This window comes from Microbacterium jepli, from assembly GCF_047237905.1.
Lineage (GTDB): Bacteria > Actinomycetota > Actinomycetes > Actinomycetales > Microbacteriaceae > Microbacterium.
Genome location: NZ_JBDFLW010000005.1, coordinates 2334399 through 2351432 on the forward strand (window position 1 = coordinate 2334399; position 17034 = coordinate 2351432).

The window sequence follows — 17034 nt, forward strand, 5'->3', positions numbered from 1 at the left end:
GCCGAGCCCGGCGTCAGGCCTTCAGGTCGGGCGCGTCGCGCTGGGCGACGATGAGGGACGTGTCGGTGATGCCCTCGCGCGTGGGGGCCCCCGCGGTGGGCGCGACCGCCCGCGGAGAGCGACGCAGTCGCTTCTCCACCGTCTGCGCCGCCCAGGACAGCAGCAGGCACAGTCCGATGTAGATGGCGCCGGCGACGATCGCGGAGGGGATGAGCGGCGAGCCGTAGAGCGCGTTCGATCCGAGGGTCTTGGCGAAGTACAGCAGCTCGGGGTAGGTGATGATGAAGCCGAGCGCGGTGTCCTTCAGGGTGACCACGAGCTGGGCGATGATCACGGGGAGCATCGCGCGGATCGCCTGCGGGAGCAGGATCAGCTGCATCACGCCGGCCTTCCGCAGGCCGATGGCGTAGCCCGCCTCCTTCTGCCCGCGCGGCAGCGACTCGATGCCCGCGCGCAGGATCTCAGAGATGACCGCGCCGTTGTAGACGACGAGTGCGATGACGACCGAGAGGTACGAGCCCAGCTTGATGTCGATGACGGGCAGGCCGTAGTAGAGGAACAGCATCAGCACGAGCACGGGGATGGCGCGGAGCACCTCGACGATCGCGGTCGCCGGGATGCGGACCCACGCGTGGTCGGACAGACGGGCGATCGCGAGGACGAAGCCGAGGACGACGGCTCCGACCGCGGCGGACGCGAAGGCCGCCAGCGTGCGCAGGGCGGCGAGGCCGAAGGCCTCCCAGATGGCCGAATACGTGAAGACCGACCACTTCTGGGCGCTGAACTGACCCGTGATGGCGAAGCGCCACACCACGAAGCCCAGGAGGGCGAGCACCACGACGACGGTCGCAGCACCGAGGATGCGGTTGCGGACGATGGCCTTCGGGCCGGGCACGTCGTACAGGACGGAGCTCATCGCGCGACCCTCCACTTGTTCTCGAGGTATCTCTGCACGGCCGCCAGCAGCAGCACCAGGACGACGAAGACGAGCATCACCCACAGGATGACGCCGAAGGCGTTCTCTCCGCGCTCGCTAAGATTGGCGCGGATGGACCCCAGGTTGAGCACCGAGAAGCCGGCGGCGACCGTGGTGTTCTTCAGCAGGGCGATGAGCACGCTCATCATCGGGGGGATGACGGACCGGCCCGCCTGCGGGAGCACGACCAGCGTCATGACCTGGCCGAAGGTGAGGCCGAGCGCCCGGGCCGCCTCTGCCTGGCCGACCGGCACGGTGTTGATGCCGGAGCGGAGCGTCTCCGCCACGTAGGTGGCCGTGTACAGACCGAGCGCGAGGATGCCGAGGATCAGGAAGTTCACGCGGAAGTCGACGAGGAGCGGGGCTCCGAAGGCGAAGAAGAAGAAGATCAGGGTGAGCGGGGTGTTGCGGACGGTGTTGACGTAGAGGGCGCCCACGGTGCGGGCGACCGGGATCGGCGAGACGCGCATGGCGCCGACGATGACCCCGAGCACGAGCGCCAGCGCCCCGCCCGCCAGGAACAGGATGACGGTTCCCCACAGCGCCTCGCCCCACAGGTCGAGGTTGTCGGTGATGATCCCCACAGCGGCCCCTTGTCGCTCTCGTCGATCAGTGTGGTGGGCCTCCGGCCGGCGGGAGCCGGCCGGAGGCGGGTGGCGGCGTCATCCGACACGGGATGACGCCGCCACGGGTCTTACTCGGCCGCGTCGACCTTCGGTTGCGTCGCCTCGACGCCGGAGGCGCCCAGGTTCTTGTCGAAGATCGCGGTCCAGGTGTCGCCGCCGTCGGTCAGCATCGTGTTGACGAACTCCACGAACGCCGTGTCGTCCTTCTGGATGCCGACGCCGTAGCGCTCCTCGCTGAAGACGTCGCCGACGACCTTGAGGTTGTCGGGGTCCTGGGCGGCGTAGCCGATGAGGATGGCCTCGTCGGTGGTCACCGCGTCGACCTGACCGGACTTGAGCTGCTCGACGCACTGCGAGTACGTGTCGAACTCCGTGGTGGTCGCCTCGGGGTGCTCGTCCTTGATCCGCTGGATCGAGGTGGAGCCCGTGGCCGAGCAGACGTTCTTGCCGGACAGGTCGTCGACGCTCGTGATGTCGCTGTCGGCCGCGACCAGCAGGCCCTGGCCGGTGACGAAGTACGGGCCGGCGAAGGAGATCTGGTCCTTGCGCTTGTCGGTGATCGAGTAGGTGCCGACGTAGTAGTCGATGTCGCCGTTGATGATGGCCTGCTCGCGGTTGGCCGAGGGGATCGAGGTGAACTCGATCTTGTCCTCGTCGTAGCCCAGCGACGCCGCGATCCAGCGTGCGATGTCGACGTCGAAGCCGGAGCGCTCGTTGGTGGTCGGGTCGAGGTAGCCGAGACCGGGCTGGTCCTCCTTGACGCCGACCTTGACGCTGCCGCGCTCGGTGATCGCGTCGAAGGTCGGGCTGTCGGCGATCGTGACGTCGGTGGCGACCTCGAACAGGGCGCCGTCGGAGCCGGCGGCGCCGCTCTCCGCCGGGGCGGCCCCGGGCGTTCCGCTGTTGCAGGCCGTGAGCGCGAGCAGCGCGGCGGCGGTGAGTCCGACGCCGGCGATGATGCGGTTGGTGCGCATGTGATGTCCTCCTGGGTTTCGTATGCGTTTTCTTGCTCTCCGCCGACGGTGCATGACGGCGGACGGGTGCGGGCTCAGTGGGTGATGAGCTTGGAGAGGAAGTCCTTGGCGCGATCGGACCGCGGGCTTGTGAAGAACTCTTCGGGCTGGGCGTCCTCGAGGATGCGGCCGTCGGCCATGAAGACGACGCGGTCGGCCGCCTTGCGGGCGAAGCCCATCTCGTGGGTGACGACGATCATCGTCATGCCGTCCTGCGCGAGGCCGACCATCACGTCGAGGACCTCATTGATCATCTCGGGGTCGAGTGCGCTGGTGGGCTCGTCGAAGAGCATCACCTTCGGGTTCATGGCCAGCGCACGGGCGATCGCCACGCGCTGCTGCTGGCCGCCCGAGAGCTGCGCCGGGAGCTTGGAGGCCTGGTGGCCCACGCCGACGCGGTCGAGGAGCACCTGGGCCTCGCGCTCGGCGTCGGCCTTCTTCATCTTGCGGACCTTGATCGGTCCGAGCGTCACGTTCTCGAGGATCGTGAGGTGGGCGAACAGGTTGAAGGACTGGAACACCATCCCCACGTCGGCGCGCAGGTTCGCGAGCCCCTTGCCCTCCTTGGGCAGCTCCTTGCCGTCGATGGTGATCGACCCGGAGGTGATCGTCTCGAGGCGGTTGATGGTGCGGCAGAGCGTCGACTTGCCCGACCCCGACGGGCCGATCACGACGACGACCTCGCCCTTGTGGACGGTCAGATCGACGTCGGTGAGTGCTTGAAAGTCGCCGTAGTGCTTCTGCACGCCGGAGATCACGACGAGGGGCGCACCGGCGGGGGCCGAGGCCTCCGTCGGCGATGAATCGGAGGTCACCATGACCCCAAACTATGTACGGGCTGTGCCGGACGCCAAACGCACGCCGCGACCTTTACCGATCTGTAACAGGGCCGGAACGCGATCGTCAGACGGGGGCGCGCTGCGCGAACGCCGTCTCGTACAGGCAGACGCTGGCCGCAGTGGCCAGATTCAGCGACTCGGCGCTGCCGTAGATGGGCAGACGGAGCGACCGGTCGACCAGCGCGAGGGCCTCGTCGTCGAGGCCGCGTGCTTCGTTGCCGAACACCCACGCGGTCGGTCGGCCGAGGAGCGGACGGGCGGCCAGGAAGTCGCTCCCGCCCACGTCGGCGGCCACCACCTGGAGGCCGGCGCCGCGGGCGAGGTCGACGACGGCGGTGAGCTCGACACCCACCGCCACGGGCAGATGGAAGAGGGAGCCGGTGGTCGCACGCACCACCTTCGGGTTGTACGGGTCCACGGTGCGTCCCGTGAGGACGACCGCGTCGGCGCCGGCCGCGTCGGCGGCGCGGATGATCGTGCCGAGATTGCCCGGGTCGCGGACCTCCTCGCAGACGGCGACGAGGCGCGGCCCCGCGGCGAAGACGTCGCGCACCGACGTCGGCGCCTGCCGCGCCACGCCCACGATGCCCTGCGGGGTGACGGTGTCGGCCATGGCGTCGAGCACCGCCTCGGTGGTGAACTCGATCTCGACCCCGGCGGCGGCCGCGGCATCCCTCACATCGGTGTGCCGCTCCATCGCGGTGGGCGTCGCGAACAGCTCCACCAGCGTCTCGGCACGGTGCGCGAGGAGCTCGCGCGCGGCCTGCGGCCCCTCGAGGAGGAACAGCCCGGTCTCCTCGCGCGCACTGCGCTTGGTCAGCTTCGCCACCGCGCGCACGCGCGGCGAGCGGGGATTCTCCAGCACGGCTTCAGTCTAGGGCGGGCGGCCCGGCCGGACATGACGACGGGGCGCCTCTCCGCAGAGAGACGCCCCGTCGATCAGGATGCCGGTGCTTACGCCTTCTTGGCGTTCACGTCGGTCGGCAGCGCGGCCTTCGCGGTCGCCACCAGCGACGCAAAGGTCGCGGGCTCGTTGACCGCGAGCTCCGCGAGCATGCGACGGTCGACCTGCACGCCCGCGAGACCCAGACCCTGGATCAGACGGTTGTACGTGAGGCCGTTCTGGCGGCTCGCGGCGTTGATGCGCTGGATCCACAGACGACGGAAGTCGCCCTTGCGCTTGCGACGGTCACGGTACGCGTAGACGAGGGAGTGGGTGACCTGCTCCTTCGCCTTGCGGTACAGGCGCGACCGCTGTCCGCGGTAACCCTTGGCGCGCTCGAGGATGACCCGACGCTTCTTGTGGGCGTTTACCGCCCGCTTGACTCTTGCCATGACTTTCTGTTCCTAACGTGCGTCGGTCCGCGTCAGCGGCCGAGGAGCTTCTTCGCGGCCTTGGCGTCGCCCGGGGCCAGGACCTGCTCCTGGTTGAGACGGCGCGTGCGACGCGACGACTTGCCCTCGAGGTTGTGGCGCATGCCGGCCTGCTGCTTCATCAGCTTGCCGCTGCCGGTGACCTTGAAGCGCTTCTTGGCACCCGAGTGGGTCTTCTGCTTCGGCATCTCTTCTTCTTTCGGTTCGGATTCCCGCGGGCGGGAGTCGGTGTCCCGCCGGGGCGGGAGTCTGTGGGGGCTTATTCGGCCGAGGCGGGCGCCGTCGCGGCGGGTGCTGGTGCAGCATCCACCGTCTCGTCGTCCTCGTCGTCGGGTCCACCGGTGCGGGCCGAGCGTGCGGCTTCCTTGTTGGCCGCGCGCTGGGCGTTCTGCTCGGTCTTGACCTCGGACTTGTTCTTGTGCGGAGCCACGACCATCACCATGTTGCGGCCGTCGATGGTGGGGTTGGATTCCACCGTTCCGAACTCCGCGACGTCCTCCGCGAACTTGCGGAGGAGCCGGACGCCCTGCTCGGGGCGCGACTGCTCGCGTCCGCGGAACAGGATCATGGCCTTGACCTTGTCGCCGGACTGGAGGAAGCCCTCGGCGCGCTTGAGCTTGGTTATGTAGTCGTGAGCCTCGATCTTCAGACGGAACCGGACCTCCTTGAGGACGGTGTTCGCCTGATTGCGACGCGCTTCCTTGGCCTTCTGCGCAGCCTCGTACTTGAACTTGCCGTAGTCCATGATCTTGACCACGGGGGGCTTCGAGTTCGGGGCCACCTCGACGAGATCGAGGTCGGCCTCCTGGGCCAGGCGCAGTGCCACCTCGATGCGGACGACGCCGACCTGCTCACCCGCGGGTCCGACGAGGCGGACCTCGGGGACGCGGATGCGGTCGTTGGTGCGGGGATCGCTGATGCGGAACTCCTCTTTCATGCGGGTGATGAGACCGCGACGCGGTCGGCGTCACGGACGCAGGAGGGCATTCCACCCGGCACGACGCGGAGCGCCGGCTCTGCACCCATCACCCGTGAGGGCCTACCTCATCCGGGTGGGACGGGGCGGAGTGCGTGACCCGGTAGCCTGGAACGGCAAGCGCGGGTGGGATGTGATCCTCTTGCGATCCAGGGCGAGAGCCCCGGAGTCCCCTGAAGTTTAGCAGAGAGAACGACGTGCACACGATTCCCGGCAACGACAGCCCGCTCGAGACCCCGGAGGACGCCGCCGACCCGCGTCAGGCCCGGTGGGAGGAGCAGGAGCGCGCCGCCTCGGAGGCGACCCGCGACATCGCCGACGTGCCCGCCGTCGAGGTCATCACGACGGCCGCCGTTCACCTGATGAGCGCCGCCGCCGTCAAGGTCGGCCTCGCGCACGACCCCGACGCGGAGATGGACCTCGACGAGGCGCGCAAGCTCATCAACGCCCTCGCCGGCCTCATCACGGCGGGCGCCCCCGAGATCAGCGACATGCACGCCCGCTCTCTGCGCGACGGGCTCCGGTCGCTGCAGCTGGCCTTCCGCGAGGCCTCCGTCATCCCCGATCCGATCGGCAAGGGGCCCGGCGAGAAGTGGACCGGCCCCGTCAACTGACCGAGGTTCCTCTCGTCAGCCGACCGGCGCCGTCGATCCACGGCCGGTCGTCGGTCGCACGCGTCAGCCGATCGGCGGCTCTGCGGAGCGCACGAGCTTCACGGTGAGCGAGTCCACCAGCACCGCGATGCGGTCATCCGCCGCCCAGCGGCGCGCCAGCCTCGACAGCACGGCATCGAGCTGAGCCTGATCGAGCCCCTCCATGAGCTCGAGGCGGACGACGAGCTCCGGGCCGCGGAGGCGGGCGTCGGGGTCGCCGGGCTGCACGGTCAGGTCGAGCACCGCGAGCTCCCCGGCCACGCTCGCCTGCAGGGCGGAGAAGACGTCGGGCGAGGCGAACGACGGGTCCCACGCCTGCGACTGGGCGATCGCCCACACCGCCGGACGCCGCAGGATGAACTCGGTGTCCGAGCCGGGGTCGATGACGATGAGCTCGCTGTCGTCGTCCGCGGCGGCCAGCGCCGTGCGCACTCCGGGAGCGGGCACGGGGCGAGCCGCGGCATCCCATCGACCCATCGTCTCCACCGATGTGAAGACCGGCAGCACGCGGCGGCCGTCGGGCGCGGCGACGGTGACGATCGACAGCTCCTGGGTCTTGTCGACCGTCAGGCCCGAGGGGGCCACGCCCGTCTCGCCCTTCTGCGCCACGAGTGGGATCAGCAGACGCGCGGAGCGGTAGGCGTCCACGACGTCGGTCTGCGAGCCCTCCCCCGCACGGAAGGCGCGGAGCGCCGCCAGCAGAGCCGGATCGGCGGAGCCGTCGTCACCGGAATGCGGGTTCGACTCGAACGCGCGACCCTCCCACGGCACGCCGGCGGAGTCGCCCGCGTGGTGGCCGTGATCGTGCGGGGGGTCAGCCTCCGGCGACATCGAGCGCCTCGGCCAGGGTGAAGGCTCCGGCGTACAGGGCCTTGCCCACGATCGCACCCTCGACGCCCAGCGGCACGAGCTCGCGCAGGGCGGCGATGTCGTCAAGGCTCGAGATGCCGCCCGAGGCGACCACGGGCTTCGGCGTGCGGCCGGTCATCTCGCGCAGCAGTTCCAGGTTGGGGCCCTGCAGGGTGCCGTCCTTCGTGACGTCGGTGACGACGTAGCGGCTGCAGCCTGCGGACTCCAGGCGGTCCAGCACCGTCCAGAGGTCGCCGCCGTCGCGCGTCCAGCCCCGGGCGGCGAGCGTGGTGCCGCGCACGTCGAGTCCCACGGCGACGGCCTCGCCGTAGCGGGCGATGACGTCGGCGGCCCACTCGGGGTTCTCGAGGGCGGCGGTGCCGAGGTTCACGCGCGTGGCGCCGCTCTCGAGGGCGGCGTCGAGCGACTCGTCGTCGCGGATGCCGCCCGACAGCTCGACGTGCACGCCGCGCACCTGCTTGATCACCTTGCGCAGCACGCCCGCGTTGTTCCCGCGCCCGAAGGCCGCGTCGAGGTCGACGAGGTGGATCCACTGCGCCCCCTGGCGCGCCCACTCGAGGGCGGCGTCGACCGGGTCGCCGTAGCTCGTCTCGCTGCCGGCCTCACCCTGGGTGAGACGGACCGCCTTCCCCTCGGCGACGTCGACGGCCGGGAGGAGGATCAGCTCGGGCGTGGAGGCGAAATCGTTCATGGCTCATTCGTTGCTCGGGGAGACGCCGGACGGGGCGCCCCGGCGTGAGGACACGAGGTCAGAGCGTAGCCGCGCCGAGACCGTCGATCCAATTGGACAGCAGACGGATGCCGGCGGCACCGGACTTCTCGGGGTGGAACTGCGTCGCGGCGAGCGGACCGTTCTCGACGGCGGCCAGGAACGGCGTGCCGTGGGTGGCCCACGTCAGCACCGGAGCCGGGAACGGCGGTTGCACATCGAGGTCCCACTCACGTGCGCCGTAGGAGTGCACGAAGTAGAACCGCTCGTCCTCCAGTCCCCGGAAGAGGCTCGATCCCTCCCCCGCCGACACCGTGTTCCAGCCCATGTGCGGCAGGACGGGCGCGTCGAGGCGGTCGACGGTCCCTGGCCACTCGCCGAGGCCCTCGGTGTCCGTGCCCCGCTCCACGCCGCGTTCGAACATCACCTGCATGCCGACGCAGATGCCGAGCACCGGGCGCCCTCCGGCGAGCCGCCGATCGATGAGCTCGTCGCCGCGACTCGCCCGCAGAGCCGTCATGACCGCTTCGAAGGCGCCGACTCCGGGCACGAGGAGCCCGTCGGCGTCCATCACGAGACCGCGGTCGCTCGTGAGGCGCGCATCGGCTCCCGCCGCGTCGAGCGCCTTGACGGCCGAATGCACGTTGCCGGATCCATAGTCCAGGACCGCGACGAGCGGCCTGCGGGTCACAGGGCGCCCTTGGTGCTCGGTATGCCCGAGACCAGCGGATCGAGGGCCTTGGCCTGCCGGAACGCGCGGGCGAACGCCTTGTACTCGGCTTCGGCGATGTGGTGGGGGTCGCGGCCCGAGAGCACGCGCACGTGCAGGGTCATGGCCGAGTGGAACGCGATGGCCTCGAACGTGTGCCGCACGAGCGAACCGGTGAAGTGTCCGCCGATCAGGTGGAACTCGTAGCCGGCGGGCTCGCCGTCGTGGACGAGGTACGGCCGCCCGCTGAGATCGACGACGGCCTGCGCGAGCGCCTCATCCAGCGGCACGAGGGCGTCGCCGTAGCGCGAGATGCCGGACTTGTCTCCCAGCGCCTCGCGGAGGGCGTCGCCGAGGACGATCGCGACGTCCTCCACCGTGTGGTGGGCGTCGATCTGCGTGTCACCGGAGGCCCGCACCGTCAGGTCGGTCAGCGAGTGCTTCGCGAAGGCTGTCAGCAGGTGGTCGAAGAACGGAACCGTGGTGTCGATGCGCGCGACGCCGGTGCCGTCGAGGTCGAGGCTCAGCTCGACGGTGGATTCGCTGGTGGCACGACGCAGCGACGCCGTCCGGTGCGCGTCGGGACGGGTCATGAGGCCGATCCTACCGAGGCGAGGGCGTCGAGGAACGCGGTGGTCTCCTCCTCGGTGCCGGCCGTCACGCGGAGGTGGTTCGGGATGCCGATGTCGCGGATCAGGATGCCGCGGTCGTAGAGCGCGCGCCAGGTGGCGGCCGGGTCGTCCACTCCCCCGAACAGCACGAAGTTCGCCCAGGACTCGTAGGGCTGGTAGCCCAGGGCCGCGACCGTCGCGGAGATCCGCTCGCGCTGCGCGACGATCTCGTCGACCATCGACAGCATCACCGGGGCGTGACGGAGGGCCGCCGTGGCGGCCGCCTGCGTGAGGGCGCTCAGGTGATACGGCAGACGGACCAGACGGAGCGCGTCGATGAAGGCGGGGTCCGCCGCGAGATAGCCGACGCGGGCACCCGCGAAGGCGAAGGCCTTGCTCATCGTGCGGGAGACCACGAGCCGCTCCCGGTCGGGCAGGAGCGTGACCGCCGAGCGCTCGTCGCGGGGCGCGAACTCCTGATAGGCCTCGTCGACGATCACGATGCCGTCGGTCGCGTCGTAGACCGATTCGATGACGTCGAGTCCCATCGGCGTGCCCGTGGGGTTGTTCGGCGCGCACAGGAACACCACGTCGGGCCGCGCGTCGGCGACCTGACGGGCGGCGTCGTCGGCCGTCACGACGAAGTCGTGTCCGCGGGTGCCCGCGATCCACTCGGCGCCGGTGCCGCGCGTGAGCAGCGGGTACATGGAGTAGGTGGGCGCGAAGCCGAAGGCGGTGCGGCCGGGGCCGCCGAACGCCTGGAGGATGTGCTGGAGCACCTCGTTGGAGCCGTTGCCCGCCCAGATCTGATCGCGCTCGAGACCATGCCCGAGATAGTCGGCGAATCCCTCCCGCAGAGCGCTGAACTCGCGGTCGGGGTAGCGGTTGACCTCACGCAGAGCGAGGGCGATCGCGTCCAGGATGTCGTCGGCGACATCCTGCGGCACCGGGTGGGTGTTCTCGTTGACGTTCAGGGCCACCGAGAGCGGAGCCTGGGGTGCGCCGTAGGGCGTCATTCCGCGGAGATCATCGCGGAGGGGAAGGTCATCGAGACGAACGGTCACCCGTCCCATCGTAGAGCCGTGGGCCTGCCCTCACTCCCCGCGGGCGTACTCGGCGGGAACCGACAGCTTCTGGCCGGCCGTCAGCGTTCCGCTCTCGAGGGCGTTGAGCCGCTCGATCGCCGACACGACGTCACGCGGGTCGGCCGACGGCGCGATCTCCTGGGCGATCGACCACAGCGACTCGCCGGCGCCGACCGTGACCGTCTGGAACGAGCCCGCCGGCATCCCCGCGTCAGGGGTGGCGATGGCGGCGGAGCCGCCCACGACCGCGATGGCCAGGGCGACGGCGGCGGGGAAGGCCGCCGCTGCAGCCAGGACCCGGCGGCCGCGCACGGTGAGGCGCAGGCGCGTCGTGGCGGTCGAGGGGATGGGCGTCGCAGCGATGGTGGTCATGGCTCCTCCTTGGACGGGGAGAGGTTCGCATCCGGCACTCGGCCGGGAGTGCCGGATGCGAATCTCTTTTCCGAAGTTATCTTCGATCTTGTAGGGTGTCAAGCGCATCGATGTCCGCGCATCTTTCGAACACGACACGCGGACGCGTTCAGCGTCGCGGCCCTGGTCTACGGATACGGTTTCGATACGAGTACCCCATCACCAACCTCCGACATTCGAAGACCGATGCGGAGGAGGGCCTCAGACAGGAGACGAAGATGACCGAGCCGGCACAGGCCGACGGAGCGCGCGACAAGCCCCAGACCCGCCGTCGCAAAAGCCTCAGCGACAAGCAGCTCGCCATCCTCGAGGTCATCCAGCGCTCGATCGCCCGTCACGGCTACCCGCCGAGCATGCGCGAGATCGGCGACGCCGTGGGGCTCAAGTCGCTGTCCAGCGTCACCCACCAGCTCAATCAACTCGAGCTGAGCGGCTATCTGCGCCGCGACCCCGGGAAGACGCGCGCGATGGAGGTCCTCATCGACCTGCCCGGCGCCTCCACCGAGAACCCGGCCGACACCGCGCCCGCCGTCGGGGACGCCGCGCTCGTGCCGCTCGTCGGCCGCATCGCCGCGGGCATCCCGATCACCGCCGAGCAGCAGGTCGAGGAGATCTTCCCGCTGCCGCGCCAGCTCGTCGGCAAGGGCGACCTGTTCATGCTGAAGGTCTCGGGCGAGTCGATGATCGACGCGGCCATCTGCGACGGCGACTGGGTCGTCGTCCGCTCCCAGCCCGATGCGGACAACGGCGACATCGTCGCCGCGATGCTCGACGAGGAGGCCACGGTCAAGACCTTCCGCCGCCGCGACGGACACACCTGGCTGCTCCCGCGCAACTCCGCCTTCGAGCCCATCCTCGGCGACGAGGCCACCGTGCTCGGCAAGGTCGTGGCGGTCCTCCGCGCCATCTGAGAAGCCGCCGGGCCGGCCCGCGGGCCGCGCCCGCGCCGCCGCGTACGGTGGACGGGTGACTCAGACACTCCCCTACGGATCCTGGCCGTCGCCGCTCTCCGCCCGTGACGTGGCCGCCGGCTCCCGCCCGGTCGACGCGGGCCGCTACGTGGGCGACGACATCTGGTGGCTCGAGCGTCTCCCCGCCGAGAACGGCCGGTCGGCCGTCCGTCGCCTGACGGCTGATGCCGCGGCGCGCGGCGACGAGCCCGAGACCGTGCTGCCCGCCCCATGGGATGTGCGCAGTCGCGTCCACGAGTACGGCGGCGCGGCATGGACGACGGATGCCACGGGGTCGCTGTTCTTCGTGCACGGGGGCGATCAGCGGGTGTGGCGGGGCGGGGTCGGGGTCGAACCCGTCCCCCTCACGCCCGAGGATCCCCGCGCCCGGTACGCCGACCTGGTGCTCGCGGCCGGACGCCTGCTCGCCGTGCGCGAGGTGCACGCCGGTGCTCCCGTCCCGCGACGCGACATCGTCGCGATCCCGCTCGACGGCTCCGGCGGGACGGACCCGGCCCGTCTCACGTCCGTCGTCGCGGGCAGCGACTTTCTCGCGGCGCCGCGGGTGTCGCCGGACGGGCGGCGCCTCGCCTGGATCGCCTGGGACCACCCCGACATGCCGTGGGATGCCTCGGAGCTACGTGTCGGCGACCTCGATGCGCTCGGCTCCGTCGAATCGTGGCGGACCCTGGCGGGAGGACCGGGCGTTTCCGTGCTGCAGCCGGAGTGGGTCTCCGATCGCGAGATCCTCCACTCCTCGGACCGCACGGGGCGGTGGAACCTCGACCGCACCGACCTCGACGGGCGGTCCGTCGCGGTCGCGCCGGCGGACGCCGACACCGGCGGTCCGCTGTGGAACCTCGGCGCGCGCTGGTTCGCGCCGCTCGCGGACGGGCGCGTGCTGGCCGTCCGCACGGACGGTGCCGATGTCCTGGTCGTCATCGACGGAGACGACCTCCGCGGACTCCCCGCCGACGCCTCCTCGCGCCTTCTCCTGGGCGACGTCCGCGGCACCCGCGTGCTGTTCAGCGGCTCCGGGTCGAGCACCCTCGGCGGCCTCTGGGAGGTGGATCTCGACGATGCCGCACCTGTGCCGCGGCTCGTGCGCGGCACGGTGGACGAGTCACCGGATGCCGCGTGGCTGCCCGTCGCGCAGGAGCTGACCTTCGACGGAGCCCACGGCCCGGTGCACGCCTTCGCCTACCCCCCGACGAATCCCGACGCCGCCGCGCCGGACGGCGAGCTGCCGCCGTATCTGCTCCTGGCCCACGGCGGACCCACGGCGCACGCCTCCGGCGGCGCCGCGATGGACGTGGCGTTCTTCACGAGCCGCGGCATCGGCGTGCTGGACGTCAACTACGGCGGGTCGACCGGCTACGGGCGCGCCTACCGCGAGCGTCTGCGGGGGCAGTGGGGCGTGGTCGACCGCGACGACATGATCGCCGCCGCCGCCGGCATCGCAGCGGCCGGGGTGGCCGACGCCGATCGCCTGGCGATCCGGGGCGGGTCGGCGGGCGGGTGGACGGTGCTCTGCGCACTGACCGCGGGCGACGTCTTCGCCGCAGGCATCAGCCGCTACGGGGTCGCCGATCTGCGCGCCCTCGCCGCCGACACGCACGACTTCGAGGCGCGCTACCTCGACGGTCTCGTCGGCCCCTATCCCGAAGCCGAGGCGGTCTACGTCGAGCGGTCGCCGCTCACGCACCTCGACCGCTTCACGACGCCCATGCTCATCGAGCAGGGCACGGAGGATCCGGTCGTGCCGCCGGCGCAGTCCGAGGCGGTGCGCGACGCCCTGGCCGCGCGCGGCGTCGCCCACGCCTACCTGGCGTTCGAGGGCGAGTCGCACGGCTTCCGCCGGGCGGAGACCATCGTCGCGTCGCTCGAGGCCGAGCTGAGCTTCCTCGGCCAGGTGCTGGACTTCTCGCCCGCCGGCGCGCCCGTCCTCCCTCTGGAGGGCGAGCTCCGCGACCGCTGAGCGGACGCAGTCCGCGACCGCTGAGCGGACGCAGTCCGCGACTGCTGAGCGGGCGCAGCGAGACGGAACGTCCCGCCGCGCCCCGCGCTCGGGCCTCAGACCCGGAAGGGCTCCAGATCGGCGGCCAGCCGCTCCGAGACGTAGGCGTGCAGCGCCGTGCCCGCCTCCTCGTGCTCCTGCGAGAGGATGTGGCCCGACTGATGCGCGGCCGCGACGAGATCGCCCCGGTCGTAGGGCACCATCGCGCGCACCTCCACCGCGGGAAGCGGCAGCGCCTTCTCGATGGCGGCCCGCAGGTCGTCGATGCCCTCGCCCGATCGCGAGGAGGCGAACAGTGCGCGCGGCTCCAGTCCGCGCAGCACCATCCGGGTGCCCTCGTCGACCAGGTCGGCCTTGTTGAAGACGACGAGCTCCGGCACATCGCGCGCCCCGACGTCGCCCATCACATCGCGGACCGTCTGCAGCTGCGCAGCCGGGTCGGGGTGCGCGGCATCGACCACGTGCAGGATGACGTCCGCGTCGGCGACCTCTTCGAGGGTCGAGCGGAACGCCTCCACGAGCTGGTGCGGGAGGTTCCTCACGAAGCCGACCGTGTCGGTCAGCGTGTAGACGCGACCGTCGGACGCGGTGGAGCGCCGGACCGTGGCATCCAGGGTCGCGAACAGTGCGTTCTCGACGAGGACGCCGGCGCTCGTCAGCCGGTTCAGCAGGCTCGACTTGCCGGCATTCGTGTAGCCCGCGATGGCGACGGAGGGGATCGTGTTGCGCTTGCGCTCGGCGCGCTTGGCGTCGCGAGCCGGGGCGAAGTCGCGGATCTGACGGCGCAGCTGCGCCATGCGGGTGCGGATGCGGCGGCGATCGAGTTCGATCTTGGTCTCACCCGGTCCGCGCGAGCCCATGCCCGCGCCGCCCGCACCGACCTGGCCACCGGCCTGTCGGCTCATCGAGTCACCCCAGCCGCGGAGGCGGGGAAGCAGGTACTCGAGTTGCGCGAGCTCCACCTGCGCCTTGCCCTCACGGCTCTTGGCGTGCTGGCTGAAGATGTCGAGGATGACCGTGGTGCGGTCGATTACCTTCACCTTGACGACGTCCTCCAGCGCGCGGCGCTGGCTGGGGGCGAGCTCCGTGTCGGCGATGACAGTGTCGGCGCCGAGCGCGCGCACGAGATCGTGGAGCTCCGCCGCCTTGCCTCGCCCCAGGTACGTCGCCGGGTCGGGGTGCGGCCGCCGCTGCAGCACGGCGTCCAGCACGACGGCACCCGCCGTCTCCGCGAGGGCGGCCAGCTCGCGCAGCGAGTTCTCGGCGTCGGTCTGCTCGCCCTGCGGGTGCACGCCGACGAGGATGACGTTCTCGAGACGGAGCTGCCGGTACTCGACCTCGGTGACGTCCTCGAGCTCGGTGGACAGTCCGACGACGCGACGCAGCGCCGCGCGGTCCTCGCGATCCCACTGGTCGCCGTCCGAATCCGCTCCGACGGTGGTCGCCTCGTCCTGCAGCGCCTGCGCGGCTCCGAAGACGCGGATGCCGGAGCGTCCCTCGGCGCGCGACAGCACACGATCCACCGGGTCCACCATCGTCTCGTCGGTGTTCACTGGTGTCGTGGTGTCTGTCATGGGTTCCTTTCAGGACGTCATCGCGACGTCGTCAGACTCTAGCCTCCCCCGCTGGGGGGCCTCTCCGCTACGCTCGCTGGATGGCGAGCGACCATTACTTCACTGCGACGCCTGCGGGACCCGAGAAGCTCCGACGCATTCGCGTCACCCTGGCCGGTCGGCCGTTCGAGGTGACGACGGCGGGCGGGATCTTCAGTCCCGACCACGTGGACTCCGGCACCGAGGTGCTGCTGTCCAGCACCCCTCCGCCACCGCCGGGGGGTCATCTGCTGGATCTGGGGTGCGGTTGGGGCCCGATCGCCCTGTCGCTGGCGCTCCAGTCCCCTCGCGCCACCGTCTGGGCGGTGGACGTGAACGAACGCGCCTTGGACCTCGTGCGGCGCAACTGCGACGAACTGGGCCTCAGTAATGTCAACGCCGTACTGCCGGCGGATGTTCCCGACGGTGTCTCGTTCCGCACCATCCGCTCGAACCCGCCGATCCGAATCGGCAAGAACGAGCTGCACTCCCTTCTCGAGCGCTGGATCCCGCGCCTGGACGAGCGCAGCGACGCCTGGCTCGTCGTTCAGCGCAACCTGGGCTCGGACTCGCTGCAGCGGTGGCTCGAAGCATCCTTCCCCGACGGCTACACGGTGCAGCGCGCGTCGACCGCTCGCGGCTTCCGGGTGCTCAAGGTGCGCAGACACGGCGTCACCGACGCGGGCTCCGACGCCGGCTGACCCCGGCCGTCCTCGCAGGGGCGACCGCCACATGGTCAGGCCAGCGCGACCTGTCCGCTGAAGACGAGGGATGCCGGTCCCGACAGGAGCACGCGTCCGTCGACCATGCGCACGCTGAGCGTGCCACCCGGCACGTCCACCGTCCAGCGGTCGGGCGCGGCGGCGCCGGCCCAGTGGCGCACGGCGAGGGCGGCCGCCGCGACGCCTGTTCCGCAGCTGAGGGTCTCGCCGACACCGCGCTCGAACACGCGCAGGCGGATGGAGCCCACGCCGTGGTGCACCAGCGGATCGCTCGGCACCACGAACTCGATGTTGGCGCCGTCACGGGGGGCCGGATCGAGGAGGGGCTGGACGGCGAGGTCGAGACTGTCGAGCTCCTCAGGACCCGAGAGAGCGACGACCACGTGGGGATTGCCGACGTCGACGCTCAGTCCCGGGCGGGCGACGGGAAGACCCTTCGCCCGGACGAGCACCTCGTCCTCCTCCGTACGCCACTCCCCGAGATCGACCTCGAGGTGCTCCTCGGGGCGCGACACGCGCTTGACGCCCGCGCGCGTGCCGATCAGGAGCGACCCGTCGGCGGGCAGCTCGGCGAGGCCGGTCTCGAGGAGGTAGCGCACGTAGACGCGGATGCCGTTGCCGCACATCTCCGCCGCGGAGCCGTCGGCGTTACGGTAGTCCATGAACCATTCCGCACCCTCGGACGCTGCCTGGTGTCCCTCGAGGATCGACGGGGTCCGCACGACGCGGAGGATGCCGTCGGCGCCGATGCCGAAGCGGCGGTCGCAGAGCGCGGCCACCTGCGCGTCGGACAGGTCGAGATCGCCGTCGGGATCGGGCAGCAGGATGAAGTCGTTGCCGGTCCCCTGCCCCTTCGTGAAGGCGATCGTCTGAGGCATGCCCTCAGTCTACGGGCGCCGTC

At 70.9% G+C, this 17034-nt stretch carries 20 protein-coding genes; 4 read left to right on the forward strand and 16 right to left on the reverse strand.

The window, feature by feature from the left end:
- Window positions 1-13: 13 nt before the first annotated feature.
- From ABC304_RS15300 to infC, 8 genes are all read right to left on the reverse strand, one after another.
- Complete coding sequence (locus ABC304_RS15300; protein ID WP_412931937.1) at window positions 14-916, reverse strand: amino acid ABC transporter permease; 903 nt, start codon at window positions 914-916, stop codon at window positions 14-16.
- Complete coding sequence (locus ABC304_RS15305) at window positions 913-1560, reverse strand: amino acid ABC transporter permease (RefSeq protein WP_412931939.1); 648 nt, start codon at window positions 1558-1560, stop codon at window positions 913-915. Before ABC304_RS15305 ends, ABC304_RS15300 begins: the two co-directional genes overlap by 4 nt.
- 110 nt (window positions 1561-1670) lie before the next feature.
- On the reverse strand, window positions 1671-2576 hold the full coding sequence (locus tag ABC304_RS15310) for a glutamate ABC transporter substrate-binding protein (protein ID WP_412931942.1): 906 nt from the start codon (window positions 2574-2576) through the stop codon (window positions 1671-1673).
- Between the two features lie 74 nt (window positions 2577-2650).
- Window positions 2651-3433, reverse strand: a complete 783-nt coding sequence (locus ABC304_RS15315; protein WP_412931945.1) for an amino acid ABC transporter ATP-binding protein — start codon at window positions 3431-3433, stop codon at window positions 2651-2653.
- An 85-nt stretch (window positions 3434-3518) separates the two neighbouring features.
- The gene (locus ABC304_RS15320) at window positions 3519-4319 is read right to left on the reverse strand and encodes a TrmH family RNA methyltransferase (protein ID WP_412931946.1); all 801 of its coding nucleotides are present in this window, start codon (window positions 4317-4319) and stop codon (window positions 3519-3521) included.
- Window positions 4320-4408: 89 nt separating this feature from the next.
- Window positions 4409-4789: a 50S ribosomal protein L20 gene (gene rplT / locus ABC304_RS15325; protein WP_412931948.1), complete on the reverse strand. Its 381-nt coding sequence runs from the start codon at window positions 4787-4789 to the stop codon at window positions 4409-4411.
- 32 nt (window positions 4790-4821) lie between these two features.
- Entirely contained in the window at window positions 4822-5016 is a 195-nt protein-coding gene (gene rpmI, locus ABC304_RS15330) for a 50S ribosomal protein L35 (protein WP_412931951.1), read from the reverse strand.
- 71 nt (window positions 5017-5087) lie between these two features.
- Entirely contained in the window at window positions 5088-5765 is a 678-nt protein-coding gene (gene infC, locus ABC304_RS15335; protein ID WP_412931952.1) for a translation initiation factor IF-3, read from the reverse strand.
- 236 nt (window positions 5766-6001) lie between these two features.
- Here infC and ABC304_RS15340 point away from each other — a divergent pair, with 236 nt between their 5' ends.
- Window positions 6002-6418, forward strand: coding sequence for a DUF1844 domain-containing protein (locus ABC304_RS15340; RefSeq protein ID WP_412931955.1), 417 nt, complete (start codon window positions 6002-6004; stop codon window positions 6416-6418).
- A gap of 63 nt (window positions 6419-6481) precedes the next feature.
- On the opposite strand, the gene ABC304_RS15345 is transcribed toward ABC304_RS15340, so the two are convergent.
- Genes ABC304_RS15345 through ABC304_RS15370 form a run of 6 tightly spaced genes read right to left on the reverse strand, consistent with a single transcriptional unit; the run spans window position 6482 to window position 10813 of the window.
- Window positions 6482-7288: an SseB family protein gene (locus tag ABC304_RS15345; RefSeq protein WP_412931957.1), complete on the reverse strand. Its 807-nt coding sequence runs from the start codon at window positions 7286-7288 to the stop codon at window positions 6482-6484.
- Window positions 7272-8018, reverse strand: coding sequence for a bifunctional 1-(5-phosphoribosyl)-5-((5-phosphoribosylamino)methylideneamino)imidazole-4-carboxamide isomerase/phosphoribosylanthranilate isomerase PriA (gene priA, locus ABC304_RS15350; RefSeq protein WP_412931960.1), 747 nt, complete (start codon window positions 8016-8018; stop codon window positions 7272-7274). The genes ABC304_RS15345 and priA overlap by 17 nt, the downstream gene beginning before the upstream one ends.
- A gap of 58 nt (window positions 8019-8076) precedes the next feature.
- Window positions 8077-8727, reverse strand: a complete 651-nt coding sequence (gene hisH / locus ABC304_RS15355) for an imidazole glycerol phosphate synthase subunit HisH (protein WP_412931962.1) — start codon at window positions 8725-8727, stop codon at window positions 8077-8079.
- A complete protein-coding gene (hisB, locus tag ABC304_RS15360) occupies window positions 8724-9338 on the reverse strand; it encodes an imidazoleglycerol-phosphate dehydratase HisB (RefSeq protein ID WP_412931964.1) in 615 nt (204 codons plus the stop codon). The genes hisH and hisB overlap by 4 nt, the downstream gene beginning before the upstream one ends.
- Window positions 9335-10429: a histidinol-phosphate transaminase gene (locus tag ABC304_RS15365; protein ID WP_412931967.1), complete on the reverse strand. Its 1095-nt coding sequence runs from the start codon at window positions 10427-10429 to the stop codon at window positions 9335-9337. Before ABC304_RS15365 ends, hisB begins: the two co-directional genes overlap by 4 nt.
- A gap of 21 nt (window positions 10430-10450) precedes the next feature.
- On the reverse strand, window positions 10451-10813 hold the full coding sequence (locus ABC304_RS15370) for a LysM peptidoglycan-binding domain-containing protein (RefSeq protein ID WP_412931970.1): 363 nt from the start codon (window positions 10811-10813) through the stop codon (window positions 10451-10453).
- Window positions 10814-11070: 257 nt separating this feature from the next.
- Here ABC304_RS15370 and lexA point away from each other — a divergent pair, with 257 nt between their 5' ends.
- The gene (gene lexA / locus ABC304_RS15375) at window positions 11071-11763 is read left to right on the forward strand and encodes a transcriptional repressor LexA (RefSeq protein WP_412931973.1); all 693 of its coding nucleotides are present in this window, start codon (window positions 11071-11073) and stop codon (window positions 11761-11763) included.
- A gap of 55 nt (window positions 11764-11818) precedes the next feature.
- The gene (locus ABC304_RS15380; RefSeq protein WP_412931976.1) at window positions 11819-13780 is read left to right on the forward strand and encodes a prolyl oligopeptidase family serine peptidase; all 1962 of its coding nucleotides are present in this window, start codon (window positions 11819-11821) and stop codon (window positions 13778-13780) included.
- Window positions 13781-13875: 95 nt separating this feature from the next.
- On the opposite strand, the gene hflX is transcribed toward ABC304_RS15380, so the two are convergent.
- A complete protein-coding gene (gene hflX / locus ABC304_RS15385) occupies window positions 13876-15393 on the reverse strand; it encodes a GTPase HflX (protein ID WP_412931979.1) in 1518 nt (505 codons plus the stop codon).
- Window positions 15394-15473: 80 nt separating this feature from the next.
- Here hflX and ABC304_RS15390 point away from each other — a divergent pair, with 80 nt between their 5' ends.
- Window positions 15474-16112 carry a class I SAM-dependent methyltransferase gene (locus ABC304_RS15390; protein ID WP_412931982.1) on the forward strand — a complete coding sequence of 213 codons (639 nt, stop codon included), beginning with the start codon at window positions 15474-15476 and terminating at the stop codon, window positions 16110-16112.
- 35 nt (window positions 16113-16147) lie between these two features.
- On the opposite strand, the gene dapF is transcribed toward ABC304_RS15390, so the two are convergent.
- Window positions 16148-17011, reverse strand: a complete 864-nt coding sequence (gene dapF, locus ABC304_RS15395) for a diaminopimelate epimerase (RefSeq protein ID WP_412931986.1) — start codon at window positions 17009-17011, stop codon at window positions 16148-16150.
- Between the last annotated feature and the right edge of the window lie 23 nt (window positions 17012-17034).